Here is a 23,041-nt window from a genome sequence, read left to right as displayed (position 1 = left end):
CGAGCCGTTCTCAAAAGCCCGGCTTCAAACCTTTTGCGGCCGTCGACTTGGCAGCGATCGCGAAGCGGCTCTTATGGGGTGTACCACGCTGCGGACGCCAATCCGCCAGCTTGATTGAACGCTGCGCCTGAAGCGGCAGAAGTCCGTGTCGGGAGGAATGCCAGCGCAGCATTGGCTACTCAGGCAACGCGTTCTCCGAAAAATGTTTGCGGATGAAGTCGAGCTTCGGATCGATGTATCGACGACAGAAGGGTCTGTTCGGGTCAGTGCGATAATAGTTCTGGTAGCGCTCGTCCGAAGCTTTGAAGCCCGCGAACGGCAGGACGACGGTGTGGACGGGCGTGCCAGCCTCCTCAGCGAATTCGCGTATCGCCTCGTCGGCTTCGACCCGCTGGCTCTCGTCAAAGATATAGATCGCGCTTCGGTATTTGTTCTGCGGTGAGCGGGCACGTGTAGCGGAGTGTGTGCGCAGGTGCACCTCGGACAGTGTCCCCAGCCCGATAACGGAGGGTTCGAACGTTACAATCACCCCCTCGGCCCAGGTGTCAGCCGGAGCGGCCGATTGCAGAAAACCCTGGTCGACCTGCGTGACGCCGCGCAACGCTTGGAAAACGCCCTCGGTGCACCAGTGGCAACCTCCTCCAAAGCCCACCTTCGCCATACTCAACTCCCGCGCAAAGGCACAACGGCCGGGCCAGACCTATCGAGCTGGCGCACGAACGCGATGATCCGCTGTCCGACATCGTTCGCCATTTCGACATGAGGGTAGTGCCCGGCACCCTCGACAATCATGGTTTCCCCATTGAGCCTGGAAGCCAAGCTCCGGGCTTCTTCGACGGGGTCCGGGAAATCGGGATCCTTTGTGCCCATGACGATGAGGCTCGGCACAGAGATCTCGTCCAAGATCGCTGCGGTGTCGGACTTCGACAATGAGAGCATCGTCAAGAGAGCCTGCATGCGCTTTGGCTCCCTGAGGTTTGCAGCAATCGCCGCTTTTACCTCAGCGTGATCCGGCGCCGGTTTCGTCGGGAATAGGCTGCTCCAGTAAGTGGTCCAAAACCAGGTTCGCCATGGCCCCGCAAATCCGAGCCCAAGGACAAGTTTCTGGATCGTCGTGAGGGGAAGGTCGCGAACGATCGGACCGAGCAGCACCACCCCGTTGACGTGACTAGGAGCTTCCTTGGCAGCCCAAAGCGCGGAGCCGGCTGCGAACGAGTTGCCCATGATCACGGCTGGCCCGGCAGCCAACTGTCGGAGGATGGCGACGGCGTCACGGCCGACCGCTCGCGCGGAGTAATCCGACCACTCCGGCGACGATTGGCCGAACCCGCGGACGTCCATCGTCACCACTCGGCATCCCGCATGCTGCAGCATGGGCTTGATGAGCCGATACTCGGAGCGCAGGTCTCCCATTCCTGGGATGCCTACGACGAGAGGTCCGGTTCCGCCCGTATCGTCGAAGGCTATCCTACCGCCCTCTGTCTGGAGGAACTGGGTCTGCCCATCGTTAGGTGCCATGAAACGATCCGATCCTTTGAGTAGCAGACCTATCGGCTAACTTCGAAAAGGAACCACGCTCGGCGTTCCGCCTCGTCGGTCCAGGTATCGATCAGGCCGGAGGTCGCGTTGTCCTTCGCCTCGTCGGCGACGTCCTTTGCGCGGCGCAGCGACTCGACCATGTGAAGATTATCGGCGCGCAGCTCCGCCAGCATGTCCTGCGGCGTGACGAATTCCGCGTCGTTGTCCTTGATTGTCTGGTGGCGGGCGATATCGCCGATCGATCGTATGGTCGTATTTCCGGTCTTCCGGGCGCGCTCCGCCATCGCATCGGTCGCTGCTAGGATCTCCGCAGCTTGCTCATCAAGAAGCAGATGGTAGTCCCTGAAGTACGGGCCCGAGACATGCCAGTGAAAGTTCTTGGTCTTGAGGTAGACCGCATAGCTGTTCGCCAAAATGATCTTCAACGCATCCGCGACCGTCATGGTCGCGTTTTCGTCGAGGTCAGATGGTGAAGGCACGGTTGCAGCACTGGAATTTGTCATCGCGTGAACTTCCTCGATGAGGGCTTGCGCAAAAGATCAGCGCCGATTCTCTGGCACGCTGAGGTATAGAAGATGAATTTACCTCAGATCGAAGTCCAATGGCCTGTGTCTATAGTTTCGATAGTTCTGGCGACCAGAAGGGGCGCTTGGAGCGGCATGGGAGCATAGGAAGGCAGTGAACCCCACATGCTCATCAGGCATTCGGCTGATAGCCCAATACGTGTGTTTCGGCTTGCAAAAGTGACCCCCATCTCGGGGATATCGGCGTCCAAAAATGACCCCCTGTCCTTGAGGCTTTGATGGCCAGATCGGCGGCTTGTGTAGCCGCGGATCGAGACGGGGATGTTGGTAGTGGAGACGGTGGCGAAGATCCGGCGCGAGCACTTCGCGCGGGGCAAGGGCGTGAAGACGATCGCGCGGGAGATGGGCCTGGCGCGCAACACGGTGCGCAAGGTTTTGAGGTCGGGAGCGACCTCGCTGGAGTACGAGCGCCGCGAGCAGCCGCACCCGAAGCTGGGGCCGTTCATCGAGCGGCTGGAGGCGCTACTGGAGGCCAATGCGTCCGGCGCTCGCAAGGATCGGCTGACGCTGATGCGGATCAGCGATCTGCTGCGCCGGGAGGGCTATGACGGCGGTTACGACGCGGTGCGGCGCTATGCGGGGCGCTGGTCGGTTCAGCACCGAGGCGTGAGCTCTCCGGTCGAGGCCTTCGTGCCGTTGAGCTTCGCGCCGGGCGACGCCTATCAGTTCGACTGGAGCCACGAGCAGGTCGAGATCGGCGGCACACCTCTGACGGTGAAGGTCGCCCACGTGCGCCTCTGCCATAGCCGCCGCTTCTACATCCGGGCCTATCCGCGCGAGACCCAGGAGATGGTGTTCGACGCCCATGCCCGGGCCTTCCAGGCGTTCGGCGGCGTCACCCGAAGGGGCATCTACGACAACATGAAGACCGCCGTTGAAGCGGTGTTCACCGGTAAGACCCGCCGCTTCAACCGGCGCTTTGAGCAGATGTGCTCGCACTATTTGATCGAGCCGGTGGCCTGCACGCCAGCCTCGGGATGGGAGAAGGGCCAGGTTGAGAACCAGGTCGGCTACGCCCGTGACAACATCTTCAAGCCGCGCCTACGCTTCCGGAGCCTGGAGGAGCTGAACGGCTGGCTGGAGGCCGAGTGCGTGCGCCGGGCCCGCAACGATCGCCATCCCGAGCACCGCGATCGCGTCGTCTGGGATGTCTACGAGGCTGAGCGGCCGTTCCTGGCTCCCTTCGCCGGCCCCTTCGACGGCTTCCACCAGATCGAGGCCGTCGCCCAGGCCACCTGCCTGATCACCTTCGATCGCAACCGCTACTCGGTGCAGGCCAAGGCCGCGCGACGAGCCGTCCAGATCCGCGCCTACGCCGACCGGATCATGGTGCTGTGCGACGGCGAGGTGGTGGCCGATCACCCGCGCGGCTTTGGCCGTGACCATACTGTCTACGATCCCTGGCACTACCTGCCCGTCCTGGCTCGCAAGCCCGGGGCGCTGCGCAACGGCGCGCCATTCCAGGAATGGGCGCTGCCGCCCGCCTTCAACAGGCTGCGCAAGCGGCTGGGCTCTGGCGACGAGGCCGACCGGCGCTTCGTGCGGGTCCTGGCGGCGGTGCTGGACGATGGCCTCGACGCCGTCGACCACGCTGTCCAGGAAGCGCTCGACGCCGGCGTCGCCAGCGACGAGGTAATCCTCAACATCCTGGCCCGCCGACGCGAGCCGCCCAGGCCCGATGCGATCACGACTTGCCAAGCCCTGGCTTTGAGCCACCCGCCGATCGCCGACTGCGCGCGCTACGACCTGCTGCGAGGCTCCTGTGCAGCGGCATGAGATGATCCAGGCCCTGAGCGAGTTGGGCCTCAAGGGCATGGCCGGCGCCTTCGATGACGCCGTCACCACGGGCCTGCAGCGCAAGCGCACCGCCATGGAGATTCTGGCTGACCTCGTGAAGGCCGAGGCCGCCCATCGTCAGGCCGCCTCGATCCGCTACCGGATCACCGCCGCCAAGTTGCCGGTGCTCAAGGACCTGGCGCACTTCACCTTCGAGGGCTCGCCTATCAACGAGAGCCTCGTGCGCGCCCTGCATGGCGGCTCCTTCCTGGCCGATCACCGCAACATCGTCCTGATCGGCGGCACGGGCACCGGCAAGACCCACCTGGCCATCGCCATCACCGCCAACGTCGTGCGAGCCGGCGCGCGCGGGCGCTACTTCAACACCGTCGATCTGGTGAACCGTCTTGAGGACGAGGCCCGGCGCGGCAAGACCGGCGCCTTGGCCGCCCAGCTCTCGCGTCTGGACGTCGTGGTGCTCGACGAGCTCGGCTACCTGCCATTCGCCCAGTCCGGCGGCCAGCGCCTCTTCCACCTGATCAGCAAGCTCTACGAGCGCACCTCAGTGATCATCACCACCAACCTGACCTTTGGCGAATGGCCCACCGTCTTCGGCGACGCCAAGATGACCACGGCGCTGCTCGACCGCCTGACCCATCACTGCGACATCGTCGAGACCGGCAACGACAGCTGGCGCCTCAAGACCAGGGCTTGATCCACAATCTATTCAACCTCCCCCAGACCCCCTCCGGGCAGCTGAATCTCACGCAGCTCACCCGGCGGCGACGCGCTGCGCTAGCTGACCGCTACGCGCCTCGCCGCCGGTCCGGGAACAGAGACCAGAGGGGTCAATTTTGGACGCCGATAGGGGGTCAATTTTCAACGCCGTTTGACACAATACGAAAGCGATAACCTTCTCCGAGGACATCTCGCACGGCTTCAGCGACGCACTGCCCGAAGCAACGCGATACAGATTGAAGCTGACTATGTCGTTCCCGGCTAGTTCTCGAGCAAAAAGGCTGTTCCTCCGTCCATCCTCCGACCGACGAACCGTCACGCCGAAACGCCTGTCTTCGTAAGCGCCTTCGCTATACCCCTCAGGCAGGCGCTCGAAAGCCGTATCGAATTCTGGATGGTCCATTCTGCATCACCGCCAATCGGCCTTCGCCCTGCGAACGTGAGCGCCGCGCCATGCGATTGGGGTCATCGCGTCAGTCTGACGTTGCGGCCCCAAAGAAACCCCGCGTCATTAGCGCTAGCGAAGTCGGGGTCCACGTAGATGAAAACACGCTTGATAAGCGTGCCGTCGAACTCGAATACGTTGGCGAAACGGCCTTCGGACCGGCCTTCAACCGGCCACGCCGTGCCGTCAGCCATAACGCCACCTTCAAAGCCTTCGACGATCACGTGGTCGCCGGCTACGTGGAAGGTCATGCGATCGAAATCGTGCTCGATCCGCTGAAGCGACCCCAACAGACCCTTGGCGACTTCCATGAATTCGGCTTTGCCATATCCAACTCCGAACTTCGGGAAGTACGTCACGACATCGTCAGTCAGAATATCGAGAATGGTGGGATCTCCACTGTCGATTTTCCGGAAATAGTCGGTGGCGATGGCGATGCGCTCTTGGGTTAGCTCTGTATTCGGCACTCTATGAACTCCTGAAATGCGGAAGCTTTATCCACTATGGCTTCGAGAATAATGGGCCCTGCAGGATCAGCCGATCTGCTGCCCGGATTTCAACGGAGCGCTGAGGCGCGGAAGCGATCGTCCTTCAGCTATCCGCGTGACACGCCCGTCGCGCATCGTTTCAGACCAGGACGCCCCCTGACACATCTATCACCGCGCCAGCTGTGTAGCTTGCAGCGGGACTAACGAGGTAACTGACGGCGCCCGCCACTTCTTCAATCGTGGCGATCCGACGGATGGGATGCATATCGATGACGGCCTGCGGAAAATTCTCAGCAACTTCTCCGGTCATGTCCGTCGGCATGATGCCAGGTTGGACCACATTGACGGTAATGTTGCGTGGGCCAAGATCGCGCTGCACCCCTCGGGCATATCCTGTGATCGCTGCCTTGGTTCCTGCGTAGTCGGCAATTCCCGGCACGATCGCTCGGGTACCCAGGCCGGAACCGATGAAGACAATGCGGCCACCGTCAGAGATTTTCTGGGCCGCCGCGCGCGTGATCGCCACGGTCCCAAGCACATTGACCATCCACTGCCTGTCGAACGCAGCGGAATCGAGCGTCGGATCGTCGACCAATTTTCCTTGGACGGCGATTGCGGCGTTGTTGATCAAGATGTCGAGCTTGCCGAGTTCAGCTACGACCTGCTCGACCATGGGCTTGGCGGCGGACGTATCCGCTTGATCGCATCGGATCGCGAGAGCGCGAACGCCTTTGGCCCTCACCACCTCGGCGACGGACTCGGCTTTATCGGCCGAAGCAGCGTAGGTGATAGCAATATCGGCTCCCTGATCGGCGAGCGTCGCCGCCAGCACGGCGCCAAGGCCCCGAGAGCCACCCGTGATGATAGCGACTTTGCCGTCCAAAACTTTCGACATCGGCGGTTCCTTTTTGAAGTCTAATGGCCGGCTGACGGCTAAGCGACGTTGACGCCTTTCCAGAAGGCGATGTGATCCTTGATGGAGTGCGCCGCCGGAGAAGGGTCGGCGTACGTCCAGGCGGCGTTTGCATTGCGCCGGTCGCCGACCTGGAGATGGAAGTATTGCGCCGTCCCCTTCACGGGACAGACAGACGTGTACTCGCTCGGTTCCAGATACTGCCGGTCAACCGATTGAGGCGGGAAATAATGGTTTCCGTCCACCACCACAGTCTCGTCGCTGACCGCGAGGATGACATCGTTCCAAACTGCTGAGACCAAACCGGAATCCTCTCTTGTCGTTCAGCCACTTGCATCGCCCAGTGGCCCTATCGGGCGGGACAAATCAGTTTGCCGGGGTTGTCCGGCAAGCAGCTTGTCGAGCGAGCCAGTTGCATCGAGCGCAACGAGATCGTCGGAGCCGCCGACATGCGTCTCGTTGATGAAGATCTGCGGCACGGTGCTTCGCCCCGACGACTCGATCATCGCCTTCCGGTGTGCAGGATCGGCTTCGATATCAAGCTCGGTGAATGCCACGCCCTTCTCTTGGAGGAGCGCCTTCGCGCGGCGGCAGAACGGGCACCAACTCGTGGTGTAGATGAGGACTTCAGGCTTCATGTCGTGTCTCCAATCGTTGAGGGATGACGGGCCGGCCGGATTCGCGGGGGCCATCCGAAGGTGAAGGCAAAGGCTTGCGCCCCGGGGTAGAGAAGCTCGATTTCGAAGGTGCACTCGTGGACCTCGCCGCTTTGGCGTCCGAGTTGGTTGAGGCGCTGGGCATCACGCCGCCATCTTTCGGACCGTGTCCAAAACCCGGTCTTGCCGGTATGGCTTGGCGAAGAACACAACGTCCGCTGGAACGACGGCCTCGACCGGCCAAGGCCTCCCGGACGTGATGATGATCTGAATGGTCGGCCACCGCCGGCGGATGCAAATGGCGAGCATGATGCCATCGATCCCGCCGGGCATGTTCACGTCCGTGAACACGACGCGCACATCCAGTCGTTCCTCCAAGGTCATGAGCGCGGCGGATGCATTCGGCGCCTGCAAGACTTCGAAGCCCGCCTCCTCGATCATGTCCGTCGCAAACAGACGGAGAAGTGGTTCGTCTTCGACGACGAGCACCACGGGTTTCACCATTCCACCCATACTCCCATCAACCTTGAACCAGGTGACGCATGGAGGCGTGCAGATCGGCCGTTAACCCGGCGGGCTCGAAGCGAACATCGACGCCTCCGGTGCCGACCAGGCCGATGTTGATCAGCTTCGATCCAAAGCCTCGGCGAGTTGGCGGCACAACCGGTGGCCCACCCCGTTCTCGCCATTTTACGCGGAGAAGGTCGTCGTCCTGGCCGACTTCGACATCCCACGACAGCGAGACGTGGCCGTCGTCACTGGTCAGCGCGCCGTATTTGCAGGCGTTCGTCAGCAACTCGTGGACGATGAGGGAAAACGAGAGCGCCGCTCGTGGCCCCAGCGCCACCGCCGGCCCACTCATGTCGACCCGATCTGAGAACCCGATCGCGTCGATCACTGTCGCCGCGACAGCTTGTAGATCAGCTTGTGTCCAACTCCTTTGAAGCAAGGCGTCGTGCGCCGCGCTCAAAGCCATCAGCCGACGCTCGAAGGCGTAGACCGCTTCGCGATCGGTGACGCTTCGCAGCGTTTGGCTCGCGATGGCCTGCACCATGGTGAGCATGTTCTTCAGGCGGTGAGCAATTTCGCCGTTCACTATGAGTTGCTGCTGCTCGGTACGATGCCTCGCGACGCCTGCCTCGAGCCGGTCTGCCGCACTTCGCAGGAACGAGATTTCCTCTGCGGGCCAAGGTCGGGGATGCGCCGAATGAACGAAGAAAACGGCGATGGTTTTGCCACGATCTCGAACCGGCATGTCGACCAGCGACCGAACGCCGACCCGCATTGCGCTCTCTAGATTGTGCAGAGTGCGATCGTCGGTCAGGGCGTCCCAAACAACGAGAGGGTCGCCAACGACGAGCGGCTCGCGCAAGTTCCCGTACTCGTCGAGACGGTGGCGCCCGGCAATGCTCACGGCCCCGGGCGCCGTCCAATCGGTTTCGACGTCGATCGTATCGACGTCCTCGTTGACGGATCCGAACCCGGCTCGGTCCGCGGAGAGCGCTCGGCCGACGATGGCGGCGGTCGCCGAAGCCATCTCTGCGGTATCGTGGCTGCTCCGAATGGTCTCGCCGATCTCGACCAAGGCAGTCTGCAGGGCTGTGAGGCGCTCGCTCGCGGTTGCGATCCGGCGCAGCTCGAGATTTTCGCTGGCGAGACGGGCAAGCGCCTGCAGCATCGCCTTTTCCATCTCGCTGAGCCCTTTAGGCCGCGGAACGGTATCGATGACGCACAGGCGACCCACGATCGCTCCGGATCGCAGGACGAGCGGTGCGCCAGCGTAGGCGCGAAAGTGCCTGGCACCTGTGACGAGCGGATTGCGCTTGGTCCGCGCATCATTTGTGAGATCGACGATCTCGAGAAGATCGCCCTGATCGATCTCGATCCGACAGACCGAGTGTTCGATCTCCGTCTCGCATACCTCAAGCCCGTACTTGGCTTTGAACCATTGCCGGTCAGTATCCAGCAGGGTGATGAGCGCGATGGGAACGTCACAGGCCTTTGCGGCGACAAAAACGAGATCGTCGAAGGCTTGCTCATCCGGTGTGTCGAGCACCATGAGGTCTGCAAGCGCCCGCGCCCGTTGTGCCGCCCCGAAATCGGTTCTGTCAGCGCTCAGGCTCACCGCAGTTCTCCTGGATGATGCCGCGAAGGTCGAGCGTGGCCGATCATCGGCGTTTCCCGCGTCATGTCAGTGCCCCCTCATGCGGGGCGGCCACTGCGATGACGGCACGCCCGCTTGGCCGCTCTGATCGGCGATGGGGTCACCGACGGCGAGGACGATCTTGCCCTGGATATGGCCTGCCTCTGCGCGTTCGTGAGCGGCGGCTGCTTCGGAAAGAGGGTATGTGCTGTCGACGGCGACGCGAACCGCACCGCTGTCGAGCAAGCGAGCTAGCTTGGCCAACTGGTCGCCACTGGAACGCACCTGCGTCGCCGAAACGGTCACTCCCCGGTCGGCAGCTTCATCATGTCCGGCAAAACCAAGGGGAAAAATCGGGAACAGCGCTCCGCCCCGACGTATGGTCCGAAGGAAGCGGCCGGAGGTCGGACCTCCGACGGCATCGACGACAAGATCGATGTCTCGCACATCGTCTTCGGGTTTGGTCTTCGTGTAGTCGATGAACTCGTCGGCACCCAGTTCGCGGAGGAACGCTTCGTGCCGGGTTGAAGCGACAGCGATGACACGCGCGCCTTCGTGCTTTGCCAACTGCAATGCCAGATGACCGACACCCCCTGCAGCGCCGTTGATCATAACGCTCTTCCCAGCCAACGGGACCGGGCTGTGGCGCTCGGACTGCAGCGGGTTCTGCTCGTTATGGCCTAGCTCGATCAGGAACTGCCAAGCGGTCAGCCCCGACATGGGAACGGCGGCTGCATGAATGTGGTCCAGGTGTCGGGGCTTGGCCGCAAGGTCGGAAGCAGGCGCGGAAACATACTCGGCGTATCCCAGGCTCTCGCCGAAGCTGGGAAAGCGGATCATTCCGAAAACTTCATCGCCCGGCGAGAACGCGGTCACATCGTCGGCGACCTTCTCGACGATCCCGGACACATCCGAGCCCGGTATGGCGGGGAATGTCACCGACGGCCGCCACTCGGGCGGCAGAGCCTTGTATCCCTCGCGGAGATACCAGTCGGGCGGGTTGAGGCCTGCCGCTTGTACACGGACGAGCACCTCTCCCGGCTTTATCACAGGTGTCGGCGCGTCCTCATAGCGAAGAACATCGGGAGCGCCGAACTCATGGAAGCGGATCGCCTTCATTTTTTTCGTCCTCCGATCAGATGCGTTCGAGGAGGGCGACAGTGCCTTGACCACCATCGGCGCAGATGCTGACGATCCCTCGAGATCCGACCGGCATGGCCCACAGCTCTTTCACAGCTTGGCTGAGATCACGCGCGCCGGTCGCGCCGAAGGGATGTCCGATGGCTACCGAGCCGCCGTTCGGATTGACGCGATCCCAATCGAAGTTGCCCATCTCAGCCGAAACACGGGCCTTCTCTCGGACCCAGTTCGGATCGGTGATGGCCGCGACGTTGGCCAGCACCTGTGCCGCGAAGGCCTCGTGGATTTCCCAAAGTGCGATGTCGGCGAAGCCAAGGTGATGGCGCGCGAGAAGTCGTGGAATGGCATATGACGGCGCCATCAGCAGCCCCTCCGTGCGCAGGTCGACCGCCGAGACTTCGTAGTCGATTATCCGCGCATAGGGCGTGCCATCGGGCAGCCTCTTCAGACCCTCCTCGTTGGACACCCAACAGCCGGCCGCCCCATCCGTGATGGGGGAGCTGTTGCCGGCTGTCAGGCTACCCATTCCGCTCTCACGATCGAAGGCGGGCTTCAAACCGGATAGACGTTCGGCGGATGTGTCCGCGCGCGGGTTCGCATCGCGGGAAAGCTCCGGCAACGAGATCACGAGGTCATCGAAGAAGCCGCCGTTCCAGCCGGCGACGGCGCGCTGGTGGCTTTTTAGAGCCCAGTCATCCTGAGCCTCACGCGAGATGCGCCACGCCTTGGCGGTCTCCTCCATGTGATCGCCCATCGTCCTGCCCGTAAGGCGGTTGGCCCAGCCCTTCGTGGGGAGCACATAGTCTTGAGGGGTCAACGCCCCCAGGGCGGCAAGTGCTGCGGCCGGATCCTGCGCGAAGAGATCGGTGAGTCGTTTAGATGCCTCAGCGGTGAGAGCGAGCGATGGTCGGCTCATGACCTCAGACCCGCCGACCAGTATCAGGTTGAGCCCGCCGCCGAGCATCCCGGCTGCGGCGAAGCTCGCGGTCATGCTGGTCGAGCACGCTAGGACTACGGAGAATGCTGGAACGTTGGGGTTGAGCTTCGCGTCCAGCCAGATTTCGCGAGCGATATTGCTCCAGCCCAGGTTCGGGATGACGGTTCCCCAGATCGACAGATCGGGCTCCGCAAGCTTCGCCATTTCTTGGACGACTGGCACTGACAATGAGGCCGCGTCATAATTTGCCAGCGCTCCTCCGCCACGGCCGAATGGTGTCCGCAAGCCTGCGGCTATGAAAACTGGTTCAGCGAAGCGGCTCACGGTGATCTCCCAAAGCAAAAGATTTTAATTAGACGAGGTGGCGTGGTGCGGTCCGCTGACGGCAGGCGCCGCCCGTCAGGGCGTCTCCCCATCCCTGAGGTCGATGACCATCTTTCCGATGTTTTTTCCGGCGAAGAGATCGAGGAACGCCGAAGGGGTTCTCTCGAGGCCGTGAACAACCGTCTCCTGCCATTTGACCTTCCCATCGGCGATCCACCGGGTGACGTCGCGCTGGAAATCCTCCCAAACCGACATGTTGTGGATGGTGACGAAGCCTTGCAGCAGGAGGCTCTTCTCAATAACCGCATAGATATTGCGGGGACCGACCGGCTCGCTATTGTATTGCTCGATCATTCCGCACAGAGCGAAGCGTGCGAAGTCATTGGCCGCCTCAAGCGCCGCTTCCAGGTGCGTGCCACCGACGTTGTCGAAATAGATGTCGACACCCTTAGGCGCAGCTTCGCGAAGTGCTGCGACCATGTCGTCCGTATTCTTGTAGTTTATCGTGGCATCAGCGCCTGCTTCCTCGCGCAGCCAACGCAATTTGTCCTCGCCGCCCGCGGACGCAACGACTCGGCATTCCTTGATCTTTGCGATTTGGACAGCGAGCGATCCGACCGAACCCGCTGCTGCTGACACGAACACAGTTTCGCCAGCTCGCGGCTTTCCGATCTGGAGCATGCCGATGTAGGCGGCGAAGCCTGGGAAACCGAGCGGGCCCAGATACGCCTGCTCTGGAATCGTCGTATCGATCTTAGTAGCGGATGCGGCGTCGATGATCGCGCGGTCGCGCCAGCCGGCAAAGTGGCTCACGACCTCGCCAGGGCTGAACCGTTCATCCTTGCTTTCGACTATGACGCCGATCGCGGCGCCATCCAGAGGCTCGCCAACTTGGAAGGGCGGCATATAGCTTTCTCGACCGGTCATGCGGCCGCGCATGTAAGGGTCAACGGAGAGCCACCGGTTGGCGACGAGCAGTTGTCCTCGCTCTGGCGCGGGGAGATCCTGCTCGACGAGTTCGAAGTTGTTGGCCTGCGGTAGCCCTTCGGGACGACTTTTAAGGTGAAATTGACGGGCCATGATGGTCATGCGCGAAGCCTTTCCCGGACAGAGCTTGAGCTGGGCGCTCCCGCGTGATGGGATGCGATCATCTGGCCGCCCCTACCCACCGTAGCGCTCGGTCTTGATGATCGAGACGCCCAGCCCTGCCGACAATGCGCTGTCCGTCGCGATGTTGACGAAACCGTTCGACCCGCAAACGAACACGTGGCCCGGGTCGCGACCGAGACGTGCGATTGTCGCCTGGACCATCCCATCGTCGATCCGTCGGCCATAGTCCGAGGCGCGCGTTGGCGCTTCTCGCGTAATCGCGAGCGTCAAGATGAACGTGGGATCGCTCATCTCGATTGAGTGGAGTTCGCTGGAGAAGAGCACGTCCTCAGCGGTTCGCGCCGACAAGAGCAGAGCGACTGGAACGGCCTGTGCCGATGCCCGACGCTGCCGGATCATCGCCATCAGCGGCACCACGCCTGAACCTGCGCCGATCAGCAGCACCGGCTTGTCGGTAGGCTCGGGCCAAAGAAAGTGGCCTCCAAGCGGTCCCCTGAGTTCGATCTCGTCGCCGGCTGCGGCGACGTCGTGGAAGAATGGCGAAACTTCGCCATTCGGCAGGCGCTCGATGGCGAGTTCCAGGATCGGTGAAGAGCCCGCCGACGATGCGATCGAATAACTGCGCATCGCCTGATAGCCGTCTGGGGCGGTCAGCCGGACGTCGACGTGCTGGCCTGCTGTATGGACGAATGGTTCCTGCAACCGCAGGAAAAAGCTCTTGATACTCGGTGTCTGTTGGACGATTTCGTCGATCACGCCTGACTGCCACGACGCGGGTTGCGCATCGAACTCAGTCATGGGTGTACCGTTGCTCGCGCCACGGATCACCGTAGATGTGATAACCGCGCAACTCCCAGAACCCGGCCTCGTCGCGAGTGGTGAACTGCAGCGCATTCACCCACTTGGCGGACTTCCAGAAGTAGAGATGCGGAACAAGAAGGCGCGCCGGTCCGCCATGGTCGCGGGGAAGCGGCTGGCCCGCGTAGCTCAGCGCGACCATAGCTTTGCCGGACAACATGTCCGCGAGCGGAACATTCGTCGAATAGCCATCGTAGCAGTGCGCGAGAACGAAGTCTGTTGGCTGTTTAACTTCAGCGTCAGCGAGGATGTCCTCGATCAGCACGCCTTCCCACTTCGTGTCGAGCTTGGACCAGGACGTGACGCAGTGAATGTCTTTGGTCACTTTGGTCTTTGGAAGGGCGTTGAATTCACTCCAACTCCAGACCTTCACGGGTCTCGGACCGATCTTGACCGTGAACTTCCAGTCGGACGTCTCGATACGAGGCGTTGGCCCAGCGGTAAGAACGGGAAAGTTCTCCACGAGATGTTGACCTGGCGGAATACGGCCCTCGTGGTCGCCGCCTGAACCGCGGCCGGTGAAACCTCTGGTGACCATGCCGAACCCCCTTGCTCGTCACGACAGACCGACCGACTTCATCTCAGGCTAATGCGTAGATGACCCTCGCAAAGGAAAGATATCGAGCGGATCGCAAAGCTGATGTTCAGACAACCGGGTGTTAAATCAGTAGAGACACGCAATTCATCACTATGACTCGCGATAATCCCGCCTCGACTATAGCTTTATATCAGACTGCTTTCCCAATGCCCTGTCGCTATAGTTTCGATAGCTTTGAATCGGTATTGCGTGAGCGTTATGGCTCGTGGGACAGAGAAGCTTCGCGAGGTGAGGTCGCCAGCATGCGACTGCGGCGTGCCCAGGAGGTCGTCATTCCCATCCAAGACGAGATTATCGCAGCGCTCGGCGTTTCGGCGTCGTTCGATGCCCGACGCGAGGCGGTAGAACGCGCCGCCTTCCTCCGCGACTATCTGAGGTCGTCGGGGCAGCGAGCGTATGTGCTTGGAATCAGCGGCGGCGTCGATTCCCTGACGGCGGGCCTAATCGCGCAATCGGCCGTGAAGGATCTGCGTCAGATCGGGTACGAATGCGAGTTTGTAGCGGTGCGGCTGCCCTATGGCGAACAGATGGACGAGCGCGATGCTCAGCTTGCCTTGTCAGCCATCAGGCCCGACCGCGTTGCGGTGATCAATATAAAGCCCGCGACCGACGCGCTGTGGAGCGAGATGACAGGCTCCAATTACGAGTCCGCCGACCCCGGCCTGCGCAGTACGGTGCTCGGGAACATCAAGGCACGCCAACGGATGGTCGCCCAGTTTGCTCTCGCGGGGACCCTGGGCGGCCTTGTGATTGGCACGGACCATGCAGCCGAAGCGGTGATGGGTTTCTTCACAAAGTTCGGCGATGGCGCGGCCGATGTTCTCCCTCTCGCCGGTCTCAATAAGCGGCGCGTTCGCGCGATCGCGTCTCATCTGGGCGCCCCGGCGGAACTGATCAGTAAGGTTCCCACGGCAGATTTGGATGACGCGATGCCGTTACACCCCGACGAAGACGCCTACGGCGTGACCTATGATGAGATAGACGATTACCTCGAAGGAAGGGGTGTGGCCCAGGCGGCGGTCGAGACGATCCAAAGAGCGTACCGAGCCACCGCGCATAAGCGCGCGCTGCCTGTGGCCTCCAACGTGCAGCTTCTGGCGCCGCAAGGGTCGAACGGACGCTAAATTTGCTCCCGCCTAGGACATAGAAACTATGTCACGCCGCTATTGGAAAAGACCGGCGTTGGAATTCATAGTCATCCACGTAAACTCGTGGCCTCGTCGGGTATAGTCGAGACAAGATTTTGGTCTTATCGACTATTTGACGCTCGGGCCGTGGGGCGGTGAAGTATAGCAGTTCCCCTGCGCTCGCGAGTTTTCGCTGCACGTCGGGCACATGCTTCGTGTTCGGAGAGAGGGATGAGCGCGGCCGATCGTCAAGCGCCAGAGCTTCGCATTCATCGGTGGATCGCCGTGGATGGAAGCGACCTTCAGACGCCGATCAAGCTATCGGATCTTGGCGTAGGGCCGAAGATCCTTTTCGCGTTTCAGCACTGGTGCAGGGGCTGCCATCTGCATGGGTTTCCCACACTGCAGAAATTGCATGGTGCGCTGGAGTCCAGAGGCGTCGGATTCGCAGTGATCCAGACGGTCTTCGAAGGAGCGCACGAAAATACATTCGACAAGTTGCGCATCAATCAGGTGGAGTACCGTCTCCCCGTCGCCTTCGGGCACGACGAACCGCCGCCTGGTGCTGCGTTTCCAACGTTCATGGAGGATTACCGGACACGGGGAACGCCGTGGTTCACGGTCATCAATGCCGACGGTCGCATCGTCTTTTCGGATTTCCACCTGGACGCGGATCGTTTGGTGGCAAATTTGGAGAGCTCGTGAAACATGCCACGGTGGCTCATTCTAGCCTGCACCCACTTCGTCGTTGGCATCACAGGCTTTGCTGCCGGCATCTACACGCTGCCTATCCTCACCGCGCCGGCGTCGCCCACTGAAGCTGCGTTGAGGAGTTCGACGCCTGAGGCGCTCTATTCGGGAAAGCTTTCTCGTGATCTAGCCGGCAGCGACCTGCTGCACTGGGGTGAAGGCGAAGTGCAGATCCTGCCTCACCGGATCGCACACATCGGCCGTCTCTCTCCCGGGCCGGACTACAAGCTTTATCTCGCCCCGCACTTCGTCGAGACCGAGGAAGCGTTCCTCGCGATCAAGGACGCGTCGGCCCGGGTCGGCGATGTGAGGACGTTCAACGGCTTCATTATGGAGGTGCCCGCCGACATCGACGTTCGCGACTACAGCGCCGTTGTCATCTGGTGCGAAGCCTTTGATCAGTTCATCAGTTCTGCGGCGTATCAGCCTCCGCGCCAGGCTCGGAAATGAGTCAGGCGATGAACAGCGTGAAGGCGGCCTGCGCGCGGGGGCTCGTTTTGGCGCCGGTCGCAGCGCTATTGTTGAGCGTCGCCACGTTGCTCTTGGGCAATGGTCTACTGGGTACGCTCCTGATCGTGAGGGCTGGGGAGGAAGGCTTTTCAGCTCAAACGATCAGCGCGATGATGTCCCTATACTTTGCGGGCTTCACCATTGGCGCTCTCACGCTGCCCAAGATGATCGTGTCCGTGGGCCATGTGAGGACTTTCGCTGGCTTCGCCGCGATCGCCTCAATGACGGCTCTTCTTCATGTCGCATTCGTGGAGGCGAACGTATGGATGCCGCTTCGCCTTGTGACCGGCTTCGCCTATGCAGGCATGATCCTAGCGACTGAGAGTTGGCTCAACGCGCACGCGATTCAATCCACGCGCGGTCAGCTTTTGTCGATCTTCGGCGTTGTTTCGATGGGTTCATGGGCCCTTGGTCAAGCGCTGCTCAACATCGCGCCGCCTGCAGACGTGACGCTATTCCTGTTCGTCTCGCTGCTGATATCTGCGGCCGTCGTCCCCGTCACGCTACTGCCCAGTCATCCCCCGGCCGAGGTTCAACAGGAGCCCGTCGCCTTTCGCGATCTCGTTGCAATTTCGCCCCTTCCGTCGGTCGGCGTTTTCCTAGCCGGCCTGGCCATCGGCGGCTTCTGGGGACTAGGCCCCAATTTTGCGCAGAGGATTGGCCTCGATGTGGGCGGCATTTCTGCGTTCATGGCTGCGGTCCTTGGTGGAACGCTCGTGCTGCAGTGGCCATTGGGATGGCTATCGGACCGCGTGTCGCGGACACTCGTCATTGCCGGCGCCGCCCTGGCTTCCGCGGCGGCTGCGATCGGCGTAGCGCTGGCTGCGGAGGCGCCTCTGCCTGTGCTACTTGCGGCGGGCGCGCTGTTCGGCGGCTTCGGTATTCCCATCTATTCGCTATGCCTTGCCGTTGCGAATGACGACCTTCCTGCGGGTCGGCTGCTGGGGACCGCTCGCGGACTTCTCCTACTCAACGGGATCGGAACCGCCGCCGGGCCGCTCATCGGAGGCCTGGTGATGGACCTCCTCGGCCCTGGCGGCCTGTTCCTCTACGCAGCGGCACTGCTGACTGCCCTGGCGGTCTTGGCCGGTGTCCGCAGGCACTCAGACCGCTCGGTCAAGACGAGAGCAACACGCTGCCCGAGCACGGCGATGATCACCGGGTCGCTCGACGCGATGATACGAACCCCGGCGGATCAGCGCCGCTGAGACGCCTATGCCGACGACCGAAGGATTGCCAGTCGGCTGTTAGAGGAGCCTGGCTGAGAACAAGGCGGAACGTGTCATGGATGAGAGCGTGAACGCTCTAGCCGCGAGAAACGCATACGAGGCTAAACGGGGGGCGATCGCCATCCTCCCGTTGGCCTTGGGGGCCAGCGTGTACGGCTTGGCCTTTGGTTTCCTGGCCGTACAGGTAGGTTTCCCGTGGTGGGGCGTCGCGATCATGAGCGCCTCTACCCATGCGGGCTCTTCGCAAATCATCGCGGTTGAGCAGTTCGCTTCCACAGGTGTCGTGTTGGGCGCGGTTCTGGCCGGTGCGTCACTCAACCTGCGCTATGTCGGCATCATCGCCTCTTTATCCGAGGTGTTGGCCGGCTTGTCGCTGAGGAAGAAGCTCTTCGCCATCCACATTACTGGCGACGAGAACTGGGCTTTGACGATGTCCGAGCGGGCGAAGTCCCCCGATGTCGGAGCACCATTCCTCATAGGCTCAGGGCTGGTGAACATCTCCATGTGGACAGCCTCCACGACGCTCGGGGCCTTGCTTGGCGCCGCGCTGCCCGATCTCGGACGCTTTGGCCTGAGCTTCGCGTTCACGGCGGCCTTCATTGCGATGGCGCGAGGTCTGTGGCGGGGACGTTCCCAAGTTCTGCCATGGACCATGGCCGCGGCAGCGACCATGGCCGTCATCTCGCTCGGCATGCCCAAAGCTTACGGGATCATCGTCGGCGCATTCTTCGGCTTGGTGGTGACCTTCTTGAAGCGCAGGATCGAGGCGGCAGCCCGATGAGCGCTTCGCACTGGGGTGTTGTCAGTTTGCTCGTTGTGGCTGCGTTTGCGATCCGGGTCGCCGGATTGATTGCCGGTGAACGAATTAGGGTTTCCAGGCAGGCTTGGGTTCTGGACGAGTTGCCTGGGCTGATCGTGGTCAGCTTGGTCGCGTCGTCGTTGATCGGTCAGCCACCTCCAACCTGGATCGCGGCCGGTGTCGCGCTGGGTGCAGCGATCGCCACGAACCAGGTCATCGTGGCGATGGTATTGGGAATGCTCGCCTACGCAGGTCTGGGGTGGCTTAGCTCGTAAGTGCCGATCATCTGAGAGAAGCGGCAATGGGGAGGCCGGATGTCGTCCAGTAAGGCTGCGAACGTCGATGGCCCGCACTCACGATCCGAGGACCGCGGGTCCTCGCCTACGCAACAGCCTCCACGGTCAAATCGCGGCCATTGAACTGCACCGTTTCCCCGGCTCGCGCGCCTTCGATCGCCTCGTAGATCGGGGCCATCGTCGAGATGCCCATCAGTTCCTGCCCATGACAAATGAACCTGCCAGTCGAGACCGAAATGACGAAGTGCTTACCGGACAGCTTGACGACGGCGCCTTCCGAGACTTCTGACTTTGGTCCAAAATCGATTGTCCGGAGTTTGTCGAGCTTATCAACATAGTCATCGAGAGTGTCATCGAGCGCCTCAGCAAAGTCGCTCGCCACCTCGGCTTGCGCCTGCTCGTCGTTCTCGATCGGCTCGCTGCGATCGAGGCGCGCGGTGGAGACGTAATCCAGATACTTCTTGCGAGCGCTTTGCAGCGCCGCGGTTTCAAGCGACAGCATTGTCTCGCGAATATGGTCCTTGTTCCAGTCCATCTCTGCCTCGTTATTTTTGACCTTAAGGGGCATCCCATCCATCGTTGGGGTCTGGGTTTCCCGCGCTCCGCCGACATCATTCGTCGGTAATAACGTCTTCGCCCTGGTAGGGAATCCTGATCAGCCGGGGATCCCGAATAATGCTCGTCACGAGCCAGACGTATGATTGTTCTGCTGTATCGAAGCCGAGGATGCTGAAGGCTCCCCCGAACGGGCATGCCGGAAAGTCAGGGAAGCCTTCCCGCAAAACGTAACGCTCAGGGTCGCGATCAAACTCGCTTTTGTAGACTTTGCGCAGCCCATGCTTGCTCGGCACGTCGGCGTCACCGGCCGGAGCTGTTTCACGATGCTCAAGAAGCCGTTCGGACAGGTCACGGTGACATATCTCGTCGAACACATCGAAGGCATCGATAAGCAGACCTTTATGCTCGGTCGCCGGATCTGTGATGGCGTAGATGTTCGAGGCGTCTTCGGCTCCATCGCCGCTCTCAAGGCGTAATGCGGCATCGACACGAATGCTGCACGCGTCGAGGGTCGATCCGAGTTCGAGATCGACAAGAGCGCCGTCCTTCACACGGTACTCTCGGTCATAGCCCTTAGCCACGAAGGACTGTACGGCGTCCAGAACGTCTCTCACTGGAGTTGTCATCAATGCACCTCGAGTTCGGATTGTAGGGGTTGCGCGCCGACCGAAGGCGCGCTTTGGCTCCGTGACCGACCAGCACTGAAGATGCGGAGCACCATCATAGCCACTTGGCTCGCTTGAAGCGGACGAACAGGAAAAGACAGAACGTCAGCATTAGGCCGAGCACGACGAAATAGCCGTAAGCTGTGTCCAGCTCCGGCATGTTCCTGAAGTTCATTCCATATATGCCCGCGATGGCCGTAGGGACCGCGAGGATCGCCGCCCAGGCAGCGAGCTGGCGCGTGATGACGCCTGTCCTCTGCGCCTCAAGAAGGCTGCTGAATTCGAAGACCGTGGACAGCACCTGGAGGAGGCCATCGACCATGGACTGGACCCGATCGACATGGTCGGCGACATCGTTGAAGTACGGCCGCACCTCAGCGCTGATGCACGGGAAATGTCCGCGAACGAGCTTGCGCACCAGTTCCGCCATAGCGCCAAGGGTTCGCTGGAAACGCGTCAATTCGCATCGCAAGCCGAAGATGCGCGCGACCTCCGCCCGCCCCAGGAAGTCGTCGAGCGATCGCCTCTCCATCGCGAGCACGTCGTCCTCGATCATTTCGAAGATCGGCAGATACTGATCGACGATGCGGTGAAGGATGGCATGCAGGACGTAGTCGACACCCTTACCAAACTGAGCAGGCGAACCCTCAAGCTGCTCGCGAAGATTGCCAAGCGCTCCGGCGTTGCCGTGACGCACGGTGATCAGATGGTTGTGACCAGTGAAGATCGCGGTCTTGCCGTAGCGTATGCGGTCCCCAACCAGCTCGGCCGTCTGAGCGACGACGTAAAGCTCGCCGTTATAGACTTCGAGCTTCGGCGGGCACATCGGATGCATCGCGTTATCAATCGCCAATGGATGCAGATTGTAGGTCGACTGAAGCGCCCTGAGTTCGCTTTCCGAAGGCTCGCTGAGCCCAATCCAGCAGAAGCCAGATCGGTTCTTGTCGAGCTCAACCCGCTCGTCGATAGCGACTTCGCGGATGCGGCGACCCTCGTCGTAATAGTAAGCGGCGATGACGCTCATGCGGGCCTCGCAGGGATAACCAGGCCCCGCTGCACGGCTGGTCGAGCGAGGCCGCGATCCAACCAACCCCGGACGTTCCGGTGTTCGGCGATGCGCAACAGGTCACCGGCGTCATAGGTGCTGACCAGGGCATTGACCCAGCCGAGCGTCGCGATGTCGGCGATGGAATAGTCGTCGACGATCCACTCGCGCCCATCCAGCTGGCGATCCAAGATCCCCAGCAGGCGCTTGGACTCGTCGGCGAACCGTTGCTGAGGCCGCTTGTCCTCGTAGTCCTTTCCGCCCCAACGCAGAAAGAAGCCCAGCTGACCGAACATCGGGCCGATCGCCGACATCTGGAAGAATACCCAACTCAGCACCTCATAACGCCTGGCTTGTCCCGGTGGGATCAATCGGCCCGTCTTCTCGGCGAGGTAAACGAGGATCGCACCGGACTCCCAAACGCCGAGCGGCTCACCATCGGGCCCTGACGGATCGATGATCGCAGGGATCCGCCCGTTTGGGTTCAGCGACACGAAAGCGGGGTCTTTGGCCTCGTTTGTGCTGATGTCGATAAAGTGCGGCTCGTATGGCAGGCCGGTCTCCTCGAGCATGATGGAGACCTTGACGCCGTTGGGCGTGGGCGCTGCATAGAACTGCAGGAGATCGGGATTGGAGGCAGGCCAGCGCTTGGTGATCGGATATGACGAAAGGTCTGGCATGCTGGGGCAATCCTACCAAATCGATGGCCGGCAAGCGGCATGACCGCTTGAGGGGCCGTACGAGGACCGCATCGTTCGCCGATGCGGTCCCATTGCTTGCGATGCAGAGCGCTATGTCGCGATAGGCGCTGCAGCTATTCTGCTGCCGCTCCGGTGGTAGGCTGGGTAGCACCAGCGTCTTGACGCTTGGGGAGCACCCAATTCGCGCGCGGAAAATGGCACGTGTAACCGCCCGGGCGCTTCTCGAGATAGTCTTGGTGCTCCGGCTCCGCTTCCCAGAAATCGCCGACAGGCTCGACTTCGGTGACGACTTTGCCGTCCCACAGTCCGGAGGCGTCGACGTCGGCGATCGTCTCCTCGGCGACCCGCTTCTGCTCATCGTCCACATAGTAGATGCCGGATCGATAGGAGAGGCCGCGATCGTTGCCTTGCCGATCTTTCGTCGTCGGGTCGTGGATCTGGAAGAAGTATTCCAGGATGTTACGGTAACTTGTCGCTGCCGGGTCGAAAATGATCTCGATCCCTTCAGCGTGAGTACCGTGATTGCGATAGGTGGCGTTCGGGACGTCGCCACCGGTGTATCCGACGCGGGTCGACACGATGCCGGGCTGCTTGCGGATCAGATCCTGCATGCCCCAAAAACATCCGCCTGCGAGAACAGCGCGCTGATGCATGTTACGCCTCCTCCACCTGATCGAGATATTCGCCGTAGCCCTCGGCTTCCATCTCATCGCGCGGGATGAAGCGAAGGGCGGCCGAGTTAATGCAATAGCGCAGTCCGCCACGGTCGGCCGGACCGTCGGGGAACACGTGGCCGAGATGGCTGTCGCCATGGACCGATCGAACTTCCGTCCGGACCATGCCGTGCGAACTGTCCCGCACCTCGTTCACGTGCGCGGGGACGATGGGCTTGGTGAAGCTGGGCCAGCCGGATTTCGACTCGAACTTGTCCGTCGATGCGAAAAGCGGCTCTCCGGACACGACATCGACGTAGATGCCCGGTTCTTTGTTATCGTTGTATTCACCGGTGAAGGCTCGCTCCGTGCCGTCTTCCTGGGTGATCCGGCGTTGCTCGGGGGTCAGGCGGTCGATCGCTGCCTGAGACTTTTCAAACTTCATGATCGTCTCCAATA

The 23,041-nt window shown here is 61.5% G+C and carries 30 protein-coding genes; 8 read left to right on the top strand and 22 right to left on the bottom strand.

Features of this window, described 5'->3' with window-relative positions; translation table 11 throughout:
* Positions 1–10 precede the first annotated feature (10 nt).
* From ATE62_RS23510 to ATE62_RS01690, 4 genes are read right to left on the bottom strand one after another with little or no spacing between them, the layout of a single operon-like run.
* Positions 11–172, bottom strand: coding sequence for a hypothetical protein (locus ATE62_RS23510; RefSeq protein WP_156420411.1), 162 nt, complete (start codon positions 170–172; stop codon positions 11–13).
* A gap of 3 nt (positions 173–175) precedes the next feature.
* A complete protein-coding gene (locus ATE62_RS01700; protein ID WP_058454284.1) occupies positions 176–661 on the bottom strand; it encodes a peptide-methionine (S)-S-oxide reductase in 486 nt (161 codons plus the stop codon).
* A 2-nt stretch (positions 662–663) separates the two neighbouring features.
* On the bottom strand, positions 664–1,518 hold the full coding sequence (locus ATE62_RS01695) for an alpha/beta fold hydrolase (protein WP_058454283.1): 855 nt from the start codon (positions 1,516–1,518) through the stop codon (positions 664–666).
* Between the two features lie 29 nt (positions 1,519–1,547).
* Positions 1,548–2,042: a Dps family protein gene (locus ATE62_RS01690; protein ID WP_058454282.1), complete on the bottom strand. Its 495-nt coding sequence runs from the start codon at positions 2,040–2,042 to the stop codon at positions 1,548–1,550.
* A gap of 342 nt (positions 2,043–2,384) precedes the next feature.
* Here ATE62_RS01690 and istA point away from each other — a divergent pair, with 342 nt between their 5' ends.
* Both istA and istB read left to right on the top strand, forming a co-directional pair.
* Entirely contained in the window at positions 2,385–3,899 is a 1,515-nt protein-coding gene (gene istA / locus ATE62_RS01685) for an IS21 family transposase (RefSeq protein WP_058454281.1), read from the top strand.
* The gene (gene istB, locus ATE62_RS01680) at positions 3,886–4,614 is read left to right on the top strand and encodes an IS21-like element helper ATPase IstB (RefSeq protein ID WP_058454280.1); all 729 of its coding nucleotides are present in this window, start codon (positions 3,886–3,888) and stop codon (positions 4,612–4,614) included. The genes istA and istB overlap by 14 nt, the downstream gene beginning before the upstream one ends.
* Before the next feature lie 488 nt (positions 4,615–5,102).
* Here the strand turns inward: istB and ATE62_RS01675 are convergent, their stop codons facing one another.
* The 12 genes from ATE62_RS01675 to ATE62_RS01625 form a co-directional block, all read right to left on the bottom strand.
* Positions 5,103–5,549, bottom strand: coding sequence for a nuclear transport factor 2 family protein (locus tag ATE62_RS01675; protein ID WP_058454279.1), 447 nt, complete (start codon positions 5,547–5,549; stop codon positions 5,103–5,105).
* Between the two features lie 160 nt (positions 5,550–5,709).
* Positions 5,710–6,465, bottom strand: a complete 756-nt coding sequence (locus ATE62_RS01670) for an SDR family NAD(P)-dependent oxidoreductase (protein ID WP_058454278.1) — start codon at positions 6,463–6,465, stop codon at positions 5,710–5,712.
* A gap of 38 nt (positions 6,466–6,503) precedes the next feature.
* The gene (locus tag ATE62_RS01665; RefSeq protein ID WP_058454277.1) at positions 6,504–6,785 is read right to left on the bottom strand and encodes a DUF427 domain-containing protein; all 282 of its coding nucleotides are present in this window, start codon (positions 6,783–6,785) and stop codon (positions 6,504–6,506) included.
* 21 nt (positions 6,786–6,806) lie between these two features.
* Positions 6,807–7,121 carry a glutaredoxin 3 gene (gene grxC, locus ATE62_RS01660; RefSeq protein ID WP_058454276.1) on the bottom strand — a complete coding sequence of 105 codons (315 nt, stop codon included), beginning with the start codon at positions 7,119–7,121 and terminating at the stop codon, positions 6,807–6,809.
* Positions 7,118–7,351 (bottom strand): hypothetical protein, encoded by a 234-nt coding sequence (locus tag ATE62_RS24070; RefSeq protein ID WP_082657574.1) that lies wholly within the window; start codon positions 7,349–7,351, stop codon positions 7,118–7,120. Before ATE62_RS24070 ends, grxC begins: the two co-directional genes overlap by 4 nt.
* Positions 7,284–7,643 carry a response regulator gene (locus tag ATE62_RS01655; protein ID WP_035449975.1) on the bottom strand — a complete coding sequence of 120 codons (360 nt, stop codon included), beginning with the start codon at positions 7,641–7,643 and terminating at the stop codon, positions 7,284–7,286. Before ATE62_RS01655 ends, ATE62_RS24070 begins: the two co-directional genes overlap by 68 nt.
* Positions 7,644–7,659: 16 nt before the next feature.
* Positions 7,660–9,264, bottom strand: coding sequence for a sensor histidine kinase (locus tag ATE62_RS01650; RefSeq protein WP_058454275.1), 1,605 nt, complete (start codon positions 9,262–9,264; stop codon positions 7,660–7,662).
* A gap of 66 nt (positions 9,265–9,330) precedes the next feature.
* Entirely contained in the window at positions 9,331–10,401 is a 1,071-nt protein-coding gene (locus ATE62_RS01645; protein ID WP_058454274.1) for an NADP-dependent oxidoreductase, read from the bottom strand.
* Between the two features lie 16 nt (positions 10,402–10,417).
* Positions 10,418–11,683, bottom strand: coding sequence for a thiolase family protein (locus tag ATE62_RS01640; protein ID WP_058454404.1), 1,266 nt, complete (start codon positions 11,681–11,683; stop codon positions 10,418–10,420).
* A 75-nt stretch (positions 11,684–11,758) separates the two neighbouring features.
* A complete protein-coding gene (locus tag ATE62_RS01635) occupies positions 11,759–12,772 on the bottom strand; it encodes an NADP-dependent oxidoreductase (RefSeq protein WP_058454273.1) in 1,014 nt (337 codons plus the stop codon).
* 72 nt (positions 12,773–12,844) lie between these two features.
* The gene (locus ATE62_RS01630; RefSeq protein ID WP_058454272.1) at positions 12,845–13,591 is read right to left on the bottom strand and encodes a ferredoxin reductase; all 747 of its coding nucleotides are present in this window, start codon (positions 13,589–13,591) and stop codon (positions 12,845–12,847) included.
* Positions 13,584–14,189 (bottom strand): sulfite oxidase-like oxidoreductase, encoded by a 606-nt coding sequence (locus tag ATE62_RS01625; RefSeq protein WP_024350792.1) that lies wholly within the window; start codon positions 14,187–14,189, stop codon positions 13,584–13,586. The genes ATE62_RS01630 and ATE62_RS01625 overlap by 8 nt, the downstream gene beginning before the upstream one ends.
* Positions 14,190–14,491: 302 nt before the next feature.
* Between ATE62_RS01625 and nadE the strand changes: the two genes are divergently transcribed.
* From nadE to ATE62_RS01595, 6 genes are all read left to right on the top strand, one after another.
* Positions 14,492–15,373, top strand: coding sequence for an ammonia-dependent NAD(+) synthetase (gene nadE, locus ATE62_RS01620; RefSeq protein WP_058454271.1), 882 nt, complete (start codon positions 14,492–14,494; stop codon positions 15,371–15,373).
* Between the two features lie 234 nt (positions 15,374–15,607).
* Positions 15,608–16,081 carry a peroxiredoxin family protein gene (locus ATE62_RS01615; RefSeq protein WP_024350794.1) on the top strand — a complete coding sequence of 158 codons (474 nt, stop codon included), beginning with the start codon at positions 15,608–15,610 and terminating at the stop codon, positions 16,079–16,081.
* 3 nt (positions 16,082–16,084) lie between these two features.
* On the top strand, positions 16,085–16,576 hold the full coding sequence (locus ATE62_RS01610; protein WP_024350795.1) for a DM13 domain-containing protein: 492 nt from the start codon (positions 16,085–16,087) through the stop codon (positions 16,574–16,576).
* Between the two features lie 8 nt (positions 16,577–16,584).
* A complete protein-coding gene (locus tag ATE62_RS01605; RefSeq protein WP_058454403.1) occupies positions 16,585–17,844 on the top strand; it encodes an MFS transporter in 1,260 nt (419 codons plus the stop codon).
* 76 nt (positions 17,845–17,920) lie between these two features.
* Entirely contained in the window at positions 17,921–18,646 is a 726-nt protein-coding gene (locus tag ATE62_RS01600; protein WP_024350797.1) for an AzlC family ABC transporter permease, read from the top strand.
* Complete coding sequence (locus ATE62_RS01595) at positions 18,643–18,939, top strand: AzlD domain-containing protein (RefSeq protein ID WP_058454270.1); 297 nt, start codon at positions 18,643–18,645, stop codon at positions 18,937–18,939. Before ATE62_RS01600 ends, ATE62_RS01595 begins: the two co-directional genes overlap by 4 nt.
* A gap of 106 nt (positions 18,940–19,045) precedes the next feature.
* Here ATE62_RS01595 and ATE62_RS01590 read toward each other — a convergent pair whose 3' ends face one another.
* The 6 genes from ATE62_RS01590 to msrB all read right to left on the bottom strand — a co-directional run bounded on the left by ATE62_RS01590 (position 19,046) and on the right by msrB (position 23,027).
* Positions 19,046–19,495, bottom strand: coding sequence for a hypothetical protein (locus ATE62_RS01590; RefSeq protein WP_024350799.1), 450 nt, complete (start codon positions 19,493–19,495; stop codon positions 19,046–19,048).
* 76 nt (positions 19,496–19,571) lie between these two features.
* Positions 19,572–20,099 (bottom strand): hypothetical protein, encoded by a 528-nt coding sequence (locus tag ATE62_RS01585; protein WP_231729214.1) that lies wholly within the window; start codon positions 20,097–20,099, stop codon positions 19,572–19,574.
* 139 nt (positions 20,100–20,238) lie between these two features.
* On the bottom strand, positions 20,239–21,207 hold the full coding sequence (locus ATE62_RS01580) for a magnesium and cobalt transport protein CorA (protein ID WP_058454268.1): 969 nt from the start codon (positions 21,205–21,207) through the stop codon (positions 20,239–20,241).
* Positions 21,204–21,908, bottom strand: coding sequence for a glutathione S-transferase N-terminal domain-containing protein (locus ATE62_RS01575; RefSeq protein WP_024350802.1), 705 nt, complete (start codon positions 21,906–21,908; stop codon positions 21,204–21,206). Before ATE62_RS01575 ends, ATE62_RS01580 begins: the two co-directional genes overlap by 4 nt.
* 134 nt (positions 21,909–22,042) lie before the next feature.
* The gene (msrA, locus tag ATE62_RS01570) at positions 22,043–22,582 is read right to left on the bottom strand and encodes a peptide-methionine (S)-S-oxide reductase MsrA (protein ID WP_058454267.1); all 540 of its coding nucleotides are present in this window, start codon (positions 22,580–22,582) and stop codon (positions 22,043–22,045) included.
* Position 22,583: 1 nt separating this feature from the next.
* A complete protein-coding gene (gene msrB / locus ATE62_RS01565) occupies positions 22,584–23,027 on the bottom strand; it encodes a peptide-methionine (R)-S-oxide reductase MsrB (protein ID WP_024350804.1) in 444 nt (147 codons plus the stop codon).
* Positions 23,028–23,041: the final 14 nt, after the last annotated feature.

The sequence above is a fragment of the Sphingopyxis sp. HIX genome, from assembly GCF_001468285.1.
In the GTDB taxonomy this organism is placed as follows: domain Bacteria; phylum Pseudomonadota; class Alphaproteobacteria; order Sphingomonadales; family Sphingomonadaceae; genus Sphingopyxis.
Note: the sequence above shows the minus strand (reverse complement) of the source record. Positions and strands in the feature narration are given on the sequence as shown.